Here is a 14,428-nt window from a genome sequence, read left to right as displayed (position 1 = left end):
GCAGATTTGCGGCGGGCGGGCGGCGACCGGCTTAATCCGGGTCAGGCGCGGCGGCGTCGGCGGCGGCCTCCGCCGCTGTCGCCTTGGGTGTTGTAGTCCACGTCGGGCAGCGGGACGGTGCTGCGCAGGATGGGGAAGGGGTCGGCGGCGTGGGGGATGGCGCTGGCGTTGACGAAGTGCTCCTGAAAGCGCGGCGCGATGGCGGTCTCGATCTTTACGATCTCGCGCACGGTCTTCTCGATCGAGGCACGTGCGGCCACGGAACACAGCGCCATGCGCGCGCCGGTGCCGGCGGCATTGCCAGCCGAGACGACCTTGTCCAGCGGCACGTCGGGGATCATCCCCAGCACCATCGCGTGTTTGGGCGAGATATGCGCGCCAAAGGCCCCGGCGAGCACGACGCGGTCCACGGTGTCGGTGCCCATCTCGTCCATCAGCAGACGCGAGCCTGCGTATAGCGCCGATTTGGCAAGCTGGATCGCGCGGATGTCGCCCTGGGTGATGGCGATGCGCGGCCCGCCGGTTTCGGTGCCGTCGTAGAGCAGATAGGAATGGGTGCGCCCTTCGGCAAAGCACCGCTCGGTCCCGGTCTGGGTCGGCCCGCCGATCAGCCCCTTGCTGTCCAAGAGCCCCGCCATGCGCATCTCGGCCACCGCTTCGATGATGCCCGAGCCGCAGATGCCGGTGACGCCGGTCTTGCCGATGGCCGCATCGAAAGCGGGATCGTCGGACCAGAGCGAACAGCCGATGATCTGGAAACGCGGCTCTTTGGTGACGGGGTCGATTTCGATCCGCTCGATGGCACCCGGCGCGGCGCGCTGGCCCGAGCTGATCTGCGCGCCCTCGAAGGCAGGCCCGGTGGGTGAGGAGCAGGCCAGCACCTTGCGCTTGTCGCCCAGCAGGATCTCGGCGTTGGTGCCCACGTCCACCACCAGCGTCAGCTCGTCCTGCTGGTCGGGCGCTTCGGAGAGCGCGACGGCGGCCGCGTCGGCGCCCACGTGGCCCGCGATACAGGGCAGGATGAAGACCCGCGCGGCGGGATTCATGGAGGTCAGGTCAAGGTCGGCCAGATGCAGCGAGACGGATTTCGACGTGGCCAGCGCAAAGGGCGCCTGTCCCAGTTCAACCGGATCGATGCCCAGCAGCAGGTGGTGCATCACCGGGTTGCAGACGAAGACCGCCTCCATGATCTGGTCGGTCTGGATGTTCGCCTCAGCCGCGAGCGTGTCGGTCAGCGCGTTGATCGCGGTGCGCACGGCGGCGGTCATCGCCAGATCGCCGCCGGGGTTCATCATCGAATAGCTCACCCGGCTCATCAGATCCTCGCCAAAGCGGATCTGCGGGTTCATCGCGCCCGAGGTGGCGACGACGGTGCCGTTGCGCAGATCGGTCAGATGGGCGGCGATGGTGGTTGAGCCAAGGTCCACAGCGAGGCCGTAAAGCCGCGTCTCGTCAAAGCCCGGCGCGATGGAGAGGATGCGGTGATCCTCGTCCTGATGGCCCTTGTGCAAGACCACGGTGCAGGTCCATTTGCCCTTGCGCAGCACCGGCTGCAGGTGCCGCAGGACCGAGATGCCGGCAGTCACCGAGCCGATGCCCCATTGCTCTTTGAGGGCTTCGGCCAGCCGTTCCAGATCGCCCGTGGGCGTGTGCATGTCCGGCTCGGCCACCTCGACGTAATAGGGGCGCACAGCAGGGTCCATCACCATCTCGCGGGTGCTGGCTTCCTTGCGGACGACTTGCCGGTGAACCTGACTTTCGGGGGGCACGTCGATGACGATATCGCCCTGAATCTGCGCCTGACAGCCCAGACGGCGGCCGGGGGCCAGGCCACGCTTTTCGTCATAGCGTTCCTCGACCGCGTTCCAGTCGGACAGCGCGCCTTCGCGTGCGGTCACCCCGTGTTTGGAAAATTCGCCATAGCCGGGCGAGACCTGACATTTCGAGCAGATGCCCCGCCCGCCGCAGACCGAATCAAGATCAACGCCCAGCTGGCGCGCAGCCGTCAGGACCGGCGTGCCGGCGGGAAACCGGCCGCGTTTGCCCGAAGGGGTGAAGACGACGAGGGGGTCTTGGGTCATGGCGCACGATCCTGCTTGTTTGGTCTGATCGTAGCTGCGCGCGCGGCACAAAGCAGCCACTTCGCGCCGGAATAATGTTCAAGACCGTCATGAGGCCGGTTTGTGTGCCGGTGTCAGTCGTTTGACCGGTGGTGGAACACAAAGCCCAGCAGGTTGAGCAGAAGTTGCGCCGAGAGCACCGCGGTCGAGCCTGTGGGGTCGTAGTCGGGGGCCACTTCCACAAGGTCGATGCCGATGATCTCGTGCCGATGGGCCGCCTCTTGCAGCATCTCCAGCACCTCGTAATAGAGAAAGCCGCCGTGCGAGGGCGTGCCGGTGCCCGGCGCGATCGAGGGGCAGAAGGCGTCGATGTCGATGGTGATATAGAGCTTCGCGCCTGCGGGGATGCGGGCGATAGTTTCAACCGCGCCCAAGGCGCGTTGCTGGCGCACCGAGAGGATGTCGGTGCCCATCTTGCGCGCGTCCTCATAGCCTTCGCGGGTGGTCGAGCTGACGTTGCGGATGCCGACTTGGGTGATGCCGGTCACGAAGGGCTGATCCGCCGCGCGGCGCATGCAATTGCCGTGCCCGTTGCGCACCCCGTGGCGTTCGTCCACGAAATCGAGGTGGGCGTCGATTTGCAGGACGTGGAGCGCGCCGTGGCGCGAGCCGTCGTAGGCGTTGATGCAGGGGATATTGACCGAGTGGTCGCCGCCGATCACCACGGGCAGGGCGCCCGCATCCAGCGCCGCGCGCACGCCGGTCTCGATGTTGGCGTGGCTGGTCTCGGTGTCGGTGTGGACGATGTCCGCGTCGCCCATGTCGACGATGCGCACATCCTCGCCCAGATAGGTGGTGTCATCCTCATGATCGTAGGCACCAGCGTGGCCGAAGGAAAACAGCGTCGACGCCTCGCGCACCGCGCGCGGGCCGAAGCGCGCGCCGGGGCGGTATTGGGTGCCGAAGTCGAAGGGCGCGCCCAGCACCGCCACATCGGCGTCCAGCGTCGCCCAATCGGCGACATAGGGTTTCTTGGCGAAGGTGGCGATGCCGACGAAGGGCAGGTTCAGACGACCTGTATCATAGGAATTTTTCATGGGACGGACCGTGCCCCAGATCGCAGCCTGTCGCAAGTCTGCCCGTGCACAGTGCCGATCCGCCCTTTCGCGCAGGCGGGTTCCGTGCAATAGAGCGGCGTCAAACGAAGCCCTCCAAGGAGAGACCGCATGGAGATTCGCGAGGCCCTGACCTTTGATGATGTTCTACTGGTGCCCGGTGCATCGAACGTGCTGCCCAGCACCGCCGACACGCGCACCAGAGCCACCCGGCAGATCCAGCTCAACATTCCGTTGCTGAGTTCCGCCATGGACACGGTGACCGAAAGCCGCATGGCGATTGCCATGGCCCAGGCGGGCGGCATGGGGGTGATCCACAAGAACCTGACCATCGAAGAGCAGGCGCGCGAAGTGCGACGGGTCAAACGCTTTGAAAGCGGGATCGTCTTCAACCCCGTCACCCTGCGCCCCGACCAGACACTGGCCGACGCCAAGGCCTTGATCGAACGCTACAATTTCACCGGCTTTCCGGTGGTGGACGACAAGGGCAGGGTGATGGGCATCGTCACCAACCGCGACATGCGCTTTGCCACGGCGGACGACCAGCCAGTGCACACCATGATGACCAGCACGGACCTTGCGATCCTGCACGAGCCCGCCGACCGGGATGAGGCGATTTCCCTGATGAAGGCGAAGCGGGTCGAGAAGCTGTTGGTCACCGATGGCGACGGCAAGCTGACCGGCCTGCTGACCCTGAAGGACACCGAAAAGGCGGTGCTGAACCCCACGGCCTGCAAAGACGATCTGGGCCGCTTGCGGGTGGCGGCGGCGACCTCGGTCGGGGAGGCCGGGTTCGAGCGGACCGAAGCGCTGATCGACGCGGGCGTGGATATCGTGGTGATCGACACGGCCCATGGCCATTCCGAAGGCGTGATCGCCGCGGTCGAACGGGCCAAGAAACTGCCCGGCGAGGTGCAGATCATCGCCGGTAACGTGGCCACGGCGGAAGCCACTAAGGCGCTGATCGGCGCGGGCGCGGATGCGGTGAAGGTCGGGATCGGACCGGGGTCGATCTGCACCACACGCATGGTCGCGGGCGTCGGCGTGCCGCAACTCACCGCCATCGACGATTGCGCAACAGCCGCGGGCGACGTGCCGGTGATCGCCGACGGCGGCATCAAGTTCTCGGGCGATTTTGCCAAGGCGATTGCGGCGGGTGCCTCCTGCGCGATGGTCGGCTCGATGATCGCGGGGACCGACGAAGCCCCCGGTGAGGTCATCCTTTATCAAGGGCGCAGCTTCAAATCCTACCGCGGCATGGGCTCGCTGGGGGCCATGGCGCAAGGTTCGGCCGACCGGTATTTCCAGAAGGACGCGGCCAGCGACAAGCTGGTGCCCGAAGGGATCGAGGGGCAGGTGGCCTACAAGGGCAGCGCCAGCGCGGTGGTGCACCAGATGGTCGGCGGCCTACGCGCGGCCATGGGCTACACCGGCTGTGCCACAGTCGAAGAGATGCGCCGCAACTGCAGCTTCGTGAAGATCACCGGCGCGGGCCTAAAGGAAAGCCACGTGCACGACGTTCAGATCACGCGCGAGGCGCCGAATTATCAGGTCGGGTAAATGACACCGGCAGCCCGCGTTGCAGCGGCGATTAAGGTGTTGGACGACATCCTTGGGGGGGCGGCGCCAGAGAAGGCGCTGACCTCCTGGGGGCGCGGGCACCGGTTTGCCGGGTCAAAGGACCGCGCCGCGATCCGCGATCACGTGTTTCAGGCGCTGCGCTGTCGTGCGTCCTATGGCTGGCTGGGCGGCAGCGACAGCGGGCGCGGGCTGATGCTGGGGGCCATGCGCGCGGCCGGGCAGGCGGATGAGGTCTTCACCGGCGAGGGCCACGCCCCCGGCCCCGTGAGCGAGGGCGAAGCGGGGCGGGAGCTGGCGCAGGCGCCCCGCGCGGTGCGGCTGGACGTGCCCGACTGGCTCTTGCCCAAATTCGACGCGGCCTTCGGGGCGGCGGCGGATGAGATCCTGACGCTGATGCAGGACCGTGCGGGCCTGTTCCTGCGGGTGAACACAGCCCGCGCCACCCGGGCCGAGGCGCAGGCCGCATTGGCGGCGGAAGGCATTGCGACCGTGCCAGTGGATCAGGTGAACACCGCCCTGCATGTCACTGAGAATGAACGCAAAGTCGCGGGCAGTCAGGCCTATCGCGATGGGCTGGTTGAGGTGCAGGACGTCTCGTCTCAAGTGGCGATGGCGGCCCTGCCTGTCACGCCGGGGATGCGCGTTCTGGACTATTGCGCCGGCGGTGGCGGCAAGGCGCTGGCGCTGGCCGCACGGGACGCGGAGGTGACGGCCCATGACATCGATCCGCGCCGGATGGCGGATATCGCGCCACGGGCGGTGCGAGCAGGGGTGACCATCGCCCGGGCGCAGGCAGAGGATCTGACGCAGCGGGCCTTCGATCTGGTGCTGTGCGATGCGCCCTGTTCGGGCAGCGGCACTTGGCGGCGGACCCCGGCGGCGAAATGGGCGCTGACCGAGGCGCGGCTCGCGGCCTTGACCGGGATGCAGGACGATGTGCTGCGCGCCGCTGCACCGCTGGTGGCGCCGGGTGGCCTGCTGGCCTATGCGACCTGTTCTGTCTTCGCGGAAGAGAATGCCGCGCGGATTGAGGCATTCCTCTCGGCGCATCCGGCGTTCACCCTCACCGACAGCACGACGCTGCTTCCACGCGCGCAGGGCGACGGGTTCTATTACGCGGTGCTGCGCAAGGCGGGTTAAGGCGCGGGGTCCCGGGCATCGCGCCCGATCTTAAGACCCGATTAACGATTGTGGTGTTCACTGTCCCCCACGACTCGCAGGGGAAGGGACGTATGTGACTGACCACAGCAATCCGATGCCGGCTCCGGTCGATGGGATGCCCAAAGCCGCATCCGCGCGGCGGCCTGCGCATCCGGACCACGCGATGCCGCCGGCGCGCGACCGGATGCCGCTTTGGTATCTGGCCGGTCCCGGCGTGCTGGCGCTTATCGCGGCGCCGTTCACCCCGCAGGAACCCGTGCGTCTGGCGCTGCTGGCCTGCGGCTGCGCGCTGGTGGTCTTTGCCGCAATCGCGGCCCTGCTGCGCGTAATCCAGCGGCAGAAACGCGACCACGCCATGACGACGCTCATCGCGCTGGCGGAGACGGACACGGTGCCCTGTTTTCTCACCGATGTTGAGGGGCAGATCTCTTTCCGCAACGACCCCGCATCCGAGGCGTTCCGGATCAAGCCCGCCGAAGGGTTGGAACGCGCCCTGTCTGAACTGTTCGCCAACCCCGGTGCGGTGCTGTTCCGCCTGCTCAGCAAGGCCCGCGCTCTGGGCCACGCGCGCGAGGATATCGTCACCCGCAAGGGCCACGTGCGGCTCAGCGTGAACGCGGTGGACGACGCCAGCTTTCTGTGGCGGCTTGAGGATCTGTCGGATCGCACGGCCAACTCGCGCGCGACCGATGCGTTGAGCCTGCCGATGCTGACGGCGGGGCCCACGGGCACGGTGCTCTATATGAATGAGGCGTTTCGCCGTCTGCTCGGCGGGCGGGTCAAGACCCTCACCAGCGTGTTTGAGGATCTTCCCGTGCAGTCCGGCGCGGTGCACCGGATCCGCACGGAATCCGGCGTGATCGACAGCCTTGTGGCGGAAGTGCCAAGCCACGGCGGACGGCGGGAAATCTACCTGTTGCCCTGCGAAGCGCTCGCGCAGGCGGGGCCGCTCAGCAGTGGCCAGTGGGACGCCATTGAAGAGCTTCCCGTGCCCCTGCTCAAGGTCGCCATCACGGGCGAGGTTCTGGCCTCGAACCACGAAGCGCGGCTGCTTCTGGGCAGCCGCATTGGCGACGGCACGCGGATCAGCGACCTGCTCAAGGGTCTGGGGCGGCCGCTGGTGGATTGGCTGGCCGAGGCGGCCGAAGGCAAGGGGCTGTCGACGCCGCAATTCCTGCAGTCGGTGGGCCGCGGGCAGGACACCTTCATCCAGGTCTCGCTCAACCCCGCGGGCAGCGCTGAGGACCCTTACGTGATCGCGGTGCTCAACGATGTGACCGAATTCAAGAACCTGCAACTGCAATTCGTGCAAAGCCAGAAGATGCAGGCCATCGGGCAATTGGCGGGCGGGGTTGCCCATGATTTCAACAATTTGCTGACCGCGATCTCGGGCCATTGCGATCTGCTGCTGCTGCGCCATGACCAGGGCGACAGCGACTATGCCGATCTGGTGCAGATCCACCAGAACTCGAACCGCGCCGCAGCACTTGTCGGGCAGCTTCTGGCCTATTCCCGCAAGCAGAACCTCCAGCCCGAGGTTCTGGATCTGCGCAACACCCTGTCGGACAGCACCCATCTGCTCAACCGGCTGGTGGGCGAGAAGATCACGCTGACGCTGGACCACGACCCGGGCCTGAGCCCGATCCGCGCGGATAAACGGCAGCTTGAACAGGTGCTCATGAACCTCGTGGTCAACGCCCGCGACGCCATGCCCGAGGGTGGCAGCATCCGCATCGAGACCGAGAATGCCTTTTTGCATGAGGGGTTGAGCCGCGACAATGTCACCGTGCCGCCGGGGAAATACGTGGTCTTGCGGGTGCATGACACCGGCCACGGCATCCCCGAGGACAAACGCTCGGAGATCTTCGAGCCGTTCTGGACCACGAAGAAAACCGGCGACGGCACCGGGCTGGGCCTTTCTACCGCTTACGGCATCGTCAAACAGACCGGCGGCTATATCTTCGTGGATTCCACCGTCGGCGTGGGCACGACCTTTTCGATCCTGATCCCCGGCCACGACGCCCCGCGCGAGATTGAGGTCAGCCCCGCAGTGGAAGATCCGGTGGCCCCGGTCTCCGGTGATGGCGTGGTACTGCTGGTCGAGGATGAGGCGCCGGTGCGGGCTTTCGCCTCACGCGCGCTGCGCCTGCGCGGCTTCACCGTGCTCGAGGCGGACTGCGCCGAGGCCGCCCTTGCGATGCTCGCTGACCCGGACCTGCAGGTAGATCTGTTCCTGACGGATGTGATCATGCCCGGCAAGGACGGCCCCACTTGGGTGCGTGAGGCGCTGGAACACCGGCCGAACACCAAGGTTGTTTTCGTGTCCGGCTACGCGGAAGAGGCGTTTGACGAAGCCCAGAAGTGCATTCCCAACTCGACCTTCCTGCCCAAACCGTTCTCGCTCAGTGACCTGACGAAGACCGTGCACAGCCAACTTCACTAGGGCGAGGGGGGAGGCGCATGCAGGAGGGATGCAGGTCCGAAACGAGTAAAGATGCGCGTCATGGTCTCCCCGGCACTGCGTGCAGCTCCGGGCCTTGTGCGAGCCGATCGGTCTGTGCGCGCTTGCGTTCAGGCAGTCTGCATCCCCGCCACATGGGCCGCGCATCCGGCGAGGGCGGCGTAGTCGTCTTCGATCACCGACACCGGGAACCGCGTCATGAAATCGGCGAACCGGCCCTTGTCGTTAAAGGCACCGGCGAAGCCGTAGGTGGCCAGATAGGGCACCATCGCGCGGGCCACGCCGCCGACCAGGTAGATGCCGCCAAAGGGCAGATGGATCAGCGCATGATCGCCGCAAACGGTGCCAAGATAGCCCACGAACCGCGCGACCGCTTGCGCGGCGTAGGGGTCCGAGCCTGCCTCACAGGCGTCCATGATGTCCTTCGCGGCCTTCTCGCCCGGATGGCCGCCCTCGTTGGCGAAAAAGCTATAAAGCCGTTCCAGCCCACGACCCGAGAGGATGTCTTCCACCGCGGCCATCCCGTCCGCATCGGCCACTGCCGGCGCGAGGCGAAGATCGTCGGCGCTGCGCACGGGCAACGTGGTGTGGCCGGATTCCGATGGCGGCACGAAACGCCCGCCGGCCGTTTCCCACACGGGGGCCACGTTGAACCCGGTGCCCACGCCCACCACGAGCCGCGCGGCCATCGGGTTGGTCGCCGCGTCCGGCGCGGTCAGGATCGGGCGCAGTGCGGCGACGTCGAGGTGCCCGAGCGCATGGCCCTGGGCCTGCAGGTCGTTGAGGATCGCCACGTGCTCGGCCCCGGTGGCGCGGGCCAGCGCCGCGCGGTCGATGGTCCAGTCGAGGTTGGTCATGGTCGCGGTGCCGTCGAACACCGGCCCGGCCACGGCCACGCAGGCGGCGTCCGGATCCACGTCGCCCTGATCGTTGCGGTATTGCCGCAGCACCGCGTCCAAGGATTTGAAATCGCTGTTGGAATAGCGGCAGATCGTATCCTGCAGAACCGCCGTCCCCCGCGCCAACGCGCAGCGGGTGTTGGTGCCGCCGATGTCGGCCACAAGCGCAAGGGGGGTGTCGGATCTGGTCATGGGAAACTCCGGTTGGGGCCGATCTGTGGCCGCGAAACCTTAGCGGGTCTTCGCGGGGAGCGTAAGAGGCGCGGGGGGCAAAGGCCGCGCCGGCCCCGTGGATTGCCCGACGGTGAGTTCCGCTTCAAGCAGGACCGGGTCGGGCAGGCTGGCGGGGGCAGCGATCTGCGCCAACAACAGGCGCGCGGCCCTGCGCCCGGCGTCGCGCACCGAGGAGCGGGTCGCGGTGAACACCGGCACCTGCCCGCCGTTGTCGAGATAGGACAGCATGTCGTCGAAGGTCACGACCGAGATGTCGCGCGCCAGACGCAGGCCGCGCTCTTCCACCGCGCGGCGCACGCCGAGGGCAGAGATCACCGAGGCGACCAGAAAGGCGGTTGGCGGGTCGGCGGCGCCCAACAGGGCGCAGGCCGAATCGTAGCCGAAGCGCTCGGTCATCTCGTCGCTGCGCATCAGCGCCGGATCGGCGGGAAGCCCGCGCCGCGTCAGACCGTCTTCGTAGCCGCAGCGCCGTCGATGGGCGAAGTCCATCTCTTCGGGGCCGTTGATCAGGGCGATCCGGCGGTGCCCCAGATCGATCAGAAACTCGGTCGCGCGGGCGAAGGCGCTGGTGTTGTTGACGTCGACCCAGCTGTAGTCGGCCGCAACGCCCGATGCGCGCCCGTGGACCACGAAGGGCAGGCCAATCTCTTGCAGGAGCGTGATCCGCCGGTCATTGAGCTTCGGCCCGTGCAGGATCACCCCATCCACGGTGCCACGGGTCTTGAAGGCGCGGTAAACCTCTTCCTCGGTGTCATCCTCAACGATAGAAAGCACCATTTCGTAGTCGTTGGCGGCATAAACCTCACCCGCGCCGGCAATGAAATCCCCGAAAATCGGGTTCACCACCTCGTGCCGGGTGGTGGTGGGCAGCACATGCCCGATGGTATGCGACCGACCGGTGGCCAGCCCCTTGGCGCGGCTGTTGGGCCGGTAGTTGTAGCGCGCAGCGGCCGACAGCACCCGTTGCCGCGTCGCTTCGCCCACCTCGGGGTAGCCGTTGAGCGCCCGGCTGACCGTGGTTTGCGACAGGCCCAGCCGGTGCGAGAGCTGCTTGAGGTTCATCAGGATCCAAACCGCTTTGAAAAAGGGGACGGGGCGCAGTATCGGCACCCCGCGTGGCGAAATCAACCGCGTTTATCAACGGTTTATTGCGCAAGGTCTGCATCACGTCACGATTGACATGGGTTTTCGATTGGCGCACCCTTGCCGCATCCAAAGCGCTTTGAGGGATAAGGCGCGCCGGAGATCAACGAAGTGCAATGCGCGGACGTGTTGCAAGGGAGGACTACAATGACGAAATCCATGTATGCGAGCGTGGCTGCCATCGCGCTTGTCGCGGGTATGGCACAGGCGGACGAGCACATGCCGTTCACCCCCGGCGAAGGCGACTTCAGCTGGGACACATATGACGAATACAAGGCCGACGCGCCGGATCTGAGCGGCCAGTCGGTGACCATCTTCGGGCCATGGCTGAACCCTGAGGACGAGATTTTCTCCTCCATGCTGACCTACTTCGAAGAGGCGACCGGCGCCGATGTGACCTATACCGGCTCGGACGGGTTCGAGCAGCAGATCGTGATCGACGCCGAGGCGGGCTCGCCGCCCAATATCGCGGTCTTCCCGCAGCCCGGACTGGCCGCGACGCTGGCCGAACAGGGCTTGTTGACCCCGCTGGGGGACGAGGCCGCGACCTGGGTCAAGGACAATTACGCCGCCGGGCAATCCTGGGTCGATCTGGGGACCTATGCCAACGCCGAAGGGTCCGACGAGTTCTACGGCTTCTTCTTCAACGTCAACGTCAAGTCGCTGGTCTGGTATGTGCCCGAGAACTTCGAGGATGCCGGATACGAAGTGCCCGAGACCATGGAAGAGCTGATCGCGCTGAGCGAGCAGATGGTCGAGGATGGCGAAACGCCGTGGTGCATCGGCCTTGGTTCGGGGGCTGCGACGGGGTGGCCCGCGACCGACTGGGTCGAGGATATCATGCTGCGCACCCAGTCACCCGAGGTCTATGACCAGTGGGTGAGCAACGAGATCCCGTTCAACGATCCCCGCGTGGTCGAGGCGATCGAGACCTTCGGCATGTTCGCCAAGAACGATGACATGGTGGCCGGGGGCGCCGGAGCCGTGGGCACGACGGATTTCCGCGACAGCCCTGCGGGCCTCTTCTCGTCTCCGCCGCAGTGCTACATGCACCGGCAGGCGTCCTTCGCGCCCGCGTTCTTCCCCGAAGGGACCGAGCTGGGCGTCGATGCGGACTTCTTCTACTTCCCCGCATTCGCTGAAAAGGACCTTGGCAATCCGGTTCTGGGCGGCGGCACGCTGTTGGCGGTCACCGACGAGAACGAAGCCACGATGGAGTTCATGAAGTTCCTGCAGACCCCCATCGCGCATGAGGTGATGATGGCGCAGACCGGGTTCCTGACCCCGCACACGGGCGTGAACCTTGACACCTACATGGATGACACGCTGCGCGGGCAGGGCGAGATCCTGCAGAACGCAACGACCTTCCGGTTCGATGCGTCGGACCTGATGCCTGGCGCGATTGGTGCGGGCTCGTTCTGGACCGGCATGGTCGATTTCGTGGGCGGTGCCTCGGCCGAGGACGCGGCGAACGCCATTCAGGACAGCTGGGACGCGATCAAGTAACAGCGTTTGATTGACAAGGGGTGGCCCGTCACCGGGCCGCCCCACCTGACGTGACAGACGTCGAATGTGCCATCGGGGGACGGGCCATGCATCCAGCGCTACTCGGGTTGTTGACAATCGCCGTCGGGGTGACCGGCTGCGTGGGGTATTTCTACGGCGCAAATCTGCTTCTGGACAAGGTGTTGTTCCCGCCCCGTGGCCCCAACGCGGGCCGCAACATCACCCGCGCCAACATGATCCGGCCCTGGGTGTTTCTTGGGCCTGCGATCCTCGCCCTGGGGTTGTATCTGGCCTATCCGGTGGTGGCGACATTGATCCTGAGCTTTCAGGAACGGCTTCCGGGCGGCGCGCGGGGCTTCGTGGGCTTGCAGAATTACGCCAAGATGTTCGACGAGCCGAAGTTCTGGGAAGCCATGCGCAACAACGTGCTGTGGCTGATTGTCGTGCCCGCCACGGCGACCGGTTTCGGGCTGTTGGCCGCACAGCTCACCGACCGGCTGCGCTGGGGCAATATCGCCAAGTCGATCATCTTCATGCCCATGGCGATCTCTTTCGTCGGCGCGGCGGTGATCTTCAAGCTGATCTACGAGGCCCGCCCGCTGGACGTGGCGCAGATCGGCATCCTCAACCATCTGTATCTGACCTTTGGCGGGGACCGGCCGCAGCAATGGCTGACGATTCCGTTCTGGAACAATTTCTTTCTGATGGCGGTGCTAATCTGGATCCAGACCGGCTTTGCCATGGTGATCCTGTCGGCGGCCCTGCGCGGCATCCCAGAAGAGACCATCGAGGCCGCGATCATCGACGGGGCGAACCCGTTCCAGATTTTCTTCAAGATCAAGATCCCGCAGATCATGGGCACGATCGTCGTGGTCTGGACCACGATCACCATTGCCACGCTCAAGGTCTTCGACATCGTCTTTGCCATGACCAACGGCCAGTGGGAAACGCAGGTGCTGGCCAACTATATGTATGACAAGCTGTTCCGCGCCAACGACTGGGGCATCGGCTCGGCCTCGGCCATGATCATCATGCTGCTGGTGACGCCGATCCTGGTCTGGAACGTCCACAACGCCCGCAAGGAGATGCGCTGATGACCACGCCGGCCGGTCAGAAACCCCTTGTCGTCTGGTTGCTCAACCTTTCGGTCATCGCGCTGACGCTGCTGTGGCTGTTCCCGACGCTGGGGCTGTTCGTGTCGTCCTTCCGCACCAGCGAGCAGATCACCGCCTCGGGCTGGTGGTCGTCGATGTTCCCCGCCGAGCAGACCGTGCAATTGCGCGTGGCGGATCCGGATGAGAACCGGATTGAGACCGAGGCCGGGATTTTCGTGGTCGAGGGCACGGTCTTCGGGGACGCCTTGGCCGAAGTCGAAATCGAGAGCTGGGGCACGTCGTCCCGCGCGATTGACGCTTACAGGCCGGGCGACACCGCCGATCTGGGCGAGGGCGAGACGCTGACGTTGAACCCCGACGGGACCTATCTCTGGCGCGGCGGTGACGACCAGATCTCCGGGCGCGCACAGCGGCTGTTCATCAACGCCACCATGCCGCCGGACTTCACGCTGGCCAATTATGAAAAGGTGCTGTTTGACGAACGCAACTCCGAAGGGATGCTCAAGGCCTTTTTCAACACGCTGACGGTGGTGATCCCGGCGACGATCATCCCGATCCTGATCGCGGCTTTCGCGGCCTATGCGCTGGCGTGGATGGACTTTCCGGGCCGGGCGCTGCTGATCGCGGCGGTGGTCGGGCTGCTGGTGGTGCCGCTGCAACTGGCGCTGATCCCGCTGTTGACGTTCCACAACGCCATTGGCATCGGCAAGGGCTATCTGGGGACGTGGATGGCGCACACGGGCTTCGGGCTGCCGCTGGCGATCTATCTCCTGCGCAACTACATGGTCGGCCTGCCGCGCGACATCATCGAGAATGCCCGCGTGGATGGCGCCACGGAGTTCCAGATTTTCACCAAGATCATCCTGCCCCTGTCGTTTCCGGCGCTGGCGTCCTTTGCGATCTTCCAGTTCCTGTGGACGTGGAACGATCTGCTGGTGGCGCTGGTGTTCCTGATCGACAGTTCCGGCCAGACCACCGTGATGACCAAGCAGATCGTCGAATTGCTGGGCACGCGCGGCGGGGATTGGGAAATCCTTGCCACCAGCGCCTTCGTGTCCATCGCGGTGCCGCTTGCGGTGTTCTTCCTGATGCAACGCTACCTCGTGCGCGGCCTGTTGGCCGGCTCGGTTAAATAACTGGAATTGAAGAGACT

Annotated in this window: 10 protein-coding genes; 6 read left to right on the top strand and 4 right to left on the bottom strand. The window is 65.7% G+C overall.

Annotation, left to right across the window (positions count from 1 at the left end):
- Window positions 1-41: 41 nt before the first annotated feature.
- Window positions 42-2,081 carry an ASKHA domain-containing protein gene (locus DC363_RS11860; RefSeq protein WP_108641375.1) on the bottom strand — a complete coding sequence of 680 codons (2,040 nt, stop codon included), beginning with the start codon at window positions 2,079-2,081 and terminating at the stop codon, window positions 42-44.
- Window positions 2,082-2,194: 113 nt separating this feature from the next.
- Window positions 2,195-3,157, bottom strand: a complete 963-nt coding sequence (gene speB, locus DC363_RS11855) for an agmatinase (RefSeq protein ID WP_108641539.1) — start codon at window positions 3,155-3,157, stop codon at window positions 2,195-2,197.
- Between the two features lie 129 nt (window positions 3,158-3,286).
- On the opposite strand from speB, the gene guaB reads away from it, so the two are divergent.
- The 3 genes from guaB to DC363_RS11840 all read left to right on the top strand — a co-directional run bounded on the left by guaB (window position 3,287) and on the right by DC363_RS11840 (window position 8,360).
- On the top strand, window positions 3,287-4,735 hold the full coding sequence (gene guaB, locus DC363_RS11850) for an IMP dehydrogenase (RefSeq protein ID WP_108641374.1): 1,449 nt from the start codon (window positions 3,287-3,289) through the stop codon (window positions 4,733-4,735).
- Window positions 4,736-5,896, top strand: coding sequence for an RsmB/NOP family class I SAM-dependent RNA methyltransferase (locus DC363_RS11845; RefSeq protein ID WP_108641373.1), 1,161 nt, complete (start codon window positions 4,736-4,738; stop codon window positions 5,894-5,896). It begins immediately after the preceding gene.
- 184 nt (window positions 5,897-6,080) lie between these two features.
- On the top strand, window positions 6,081-8,360 hold the full coding sequence (locus DC363_RS11840; protein ID WP_108641538.1) for an ATP-binding protein: 2,280 nt from the start codon (window positions 6,081-6,083) through the stop codon (window positions 8,358-8,360).
- 128 nt (window positions 8,361-8,488) lie between these two features.
- On the opposite strand, the gene DC363_RS11835 is transcribed toward DC363_RS11840, so the two are convergent.
- Together DC363_RS11835 and DC363_RS11830 are read right to left on the bottom strand one after the other, a co-directional pair.
- Window positions 8,489-9,469, bottom strand: coding sequence for a glucokinase (locus DC363_RS11835; protein WP_108641372.1), 981 nt, complete (start codon window positions 9,467-9,469; stop codon window positions 8,489-8,491).
- 39 nt (window positions 9,470-9,508) lie between these two features.
- Complete coding sequence (locus DC363_RS11830; RefSeq protein WP_108641371.1) at window positions 9,509-10,573, bottom strand: LacI family DNA-binding transcriptional regulator; 1,065 nt, start codon at window positions 10,571-10,573, stop codon at window positions 9,509-9,511.
- A 228-nt stretch (window positions 10,574-10,801) separates the two neighbouring features.
- On the opposite strand from DC363_RS11830, the gene DC363_RS11825 reads away from it, so the two are divergent.
- The 3 genes from DC363_RS11825 to DC363_RS11815 all read left to right on the top strand — a co-directional run bounded on the left by DC363_RS11825 (window position 10,802) and on the right by DC363_RS11815 (window position 14,411).
- Complete coding sequence (locus tag DC363_RS11825; protein ID WP_108641370.1) at window positions 10,802-12,160, top strand: ABC transporter substrate-binding protein; 1,359 nt, start codon at window positions 10,802-10,804, stop codon at window positions 12,158-12,160.
- An 86-nt stretch (window positions 12,161-12,246) separates the two neighbouring features.
- The gene (locus DC363_RS11820) at window positions 12,247-13,254 is read left to right on the top strand and encodes a carbohydrate ABC transporter permease (protein WP_108641369.1); all 1,008 of its coding nucleotides are present in this window, start codon (window positions 12,247-12,249) and stop codon (window positions 13,252-13,254) included.
- A complete protein-coding gene (locus DC363_RS11815; protein WP_108641368.1) occupies window positions 13,254-14,411 on the top strand; it encodes a carbohydrate ABC transporter permease in 1,158 nt (385 codons plus the stop codon). Before DC363_RS11820 ends, DC363_RS11815 begins: the two co-directional genes overlap by 1 nt.
- Window positions 14,412-14,428 lie beyond the last annotated feature (17 nt).

Source organism: Thalassorhabdomicrobium marinisediminis, from assembly GCF_003072065.1.
Taxonomy (GTDB): Bacteria; Pseudomonadota; Alphaproteobacteria; order Rhodobacterales; family Rhodobacteraceae; genus Octadecabacter; species Octadecabacter marinisediminis.
This window is presented reverse-complemented; position numbering and strand designations above follow the sequence as displayed.

Bases quoted from the DNA above. Each gene is read 5' to 3' on its own strand.
- DC363_RS11840 (WP_108641538.1), top strand. From the start codon at position 6,081: ATGCCGCCGGCGCGCGACCGGATGCCGCTTTGGTATCTGGCCGGTCCC.
- DC363_RS11860 (WP_108641375.1), bottom strand. From the start codon at position 2,081: ATGACCCAAGACCCCCTCGTCGTCTTCACCCCTTCGGGCAAACGCGGC.
- DC363_RS11845 (WP_108641373.1), top strand. From the start codon at position 4,736: ATGACACCGGCAGCCCGCGTTGCAGCGGCGATTAAGGTGTTGGACGAC.
- guaB (WP_108641374.1), top strand. From the start codon at position 3,287: ATGGAGATTCGCGAGGCCCTGACCTTTGATGATGTTCTACTGGTGCCC.
- DC363_RS11815 (WP_108641368.1), top strand. From the start codon at position 13,254: ATGACCACGCCGGCCGGTCAGAAACCCCTTGTCGTCTGGTTGCTCAAC.
- DC363_RS11835 (WP_108641372.1), bottom strand. From the start codon at position 9,469: ATGACCAGATCCGACACCCCCCTTGCGCTTGTGGCCGACATCGGCGGC.
- DC363_RS11825 (WP_108641370.1), top strand. From the start codon at position 10,802: ATGACGAAATCCATGTATGCGAGCGTGGCTGCCATCGCGCTTGTCGCG.
- DC363_RS11820 (WP_108641369.1), top strand. From the start codon at position 12,247: ATGCATCCAGCGCTACTCGGGTTGTTGACAATCGCCGTCGGGGTGACC.
- speB (WP_108641539.1), bottom strand. From the start codon at position 3,157: ATGAAAAATTCCTATGATACAGGTCGTCTGAACCTGCCCTTCGTCGGC.
- DC363_RS11830 (WP_108641371.1), bottom strand. From the start codon at position 10,573: ATGAACCTCAAGCAGCTCTCGCACCGGCTGGGCCTGTCGCAAACCACG.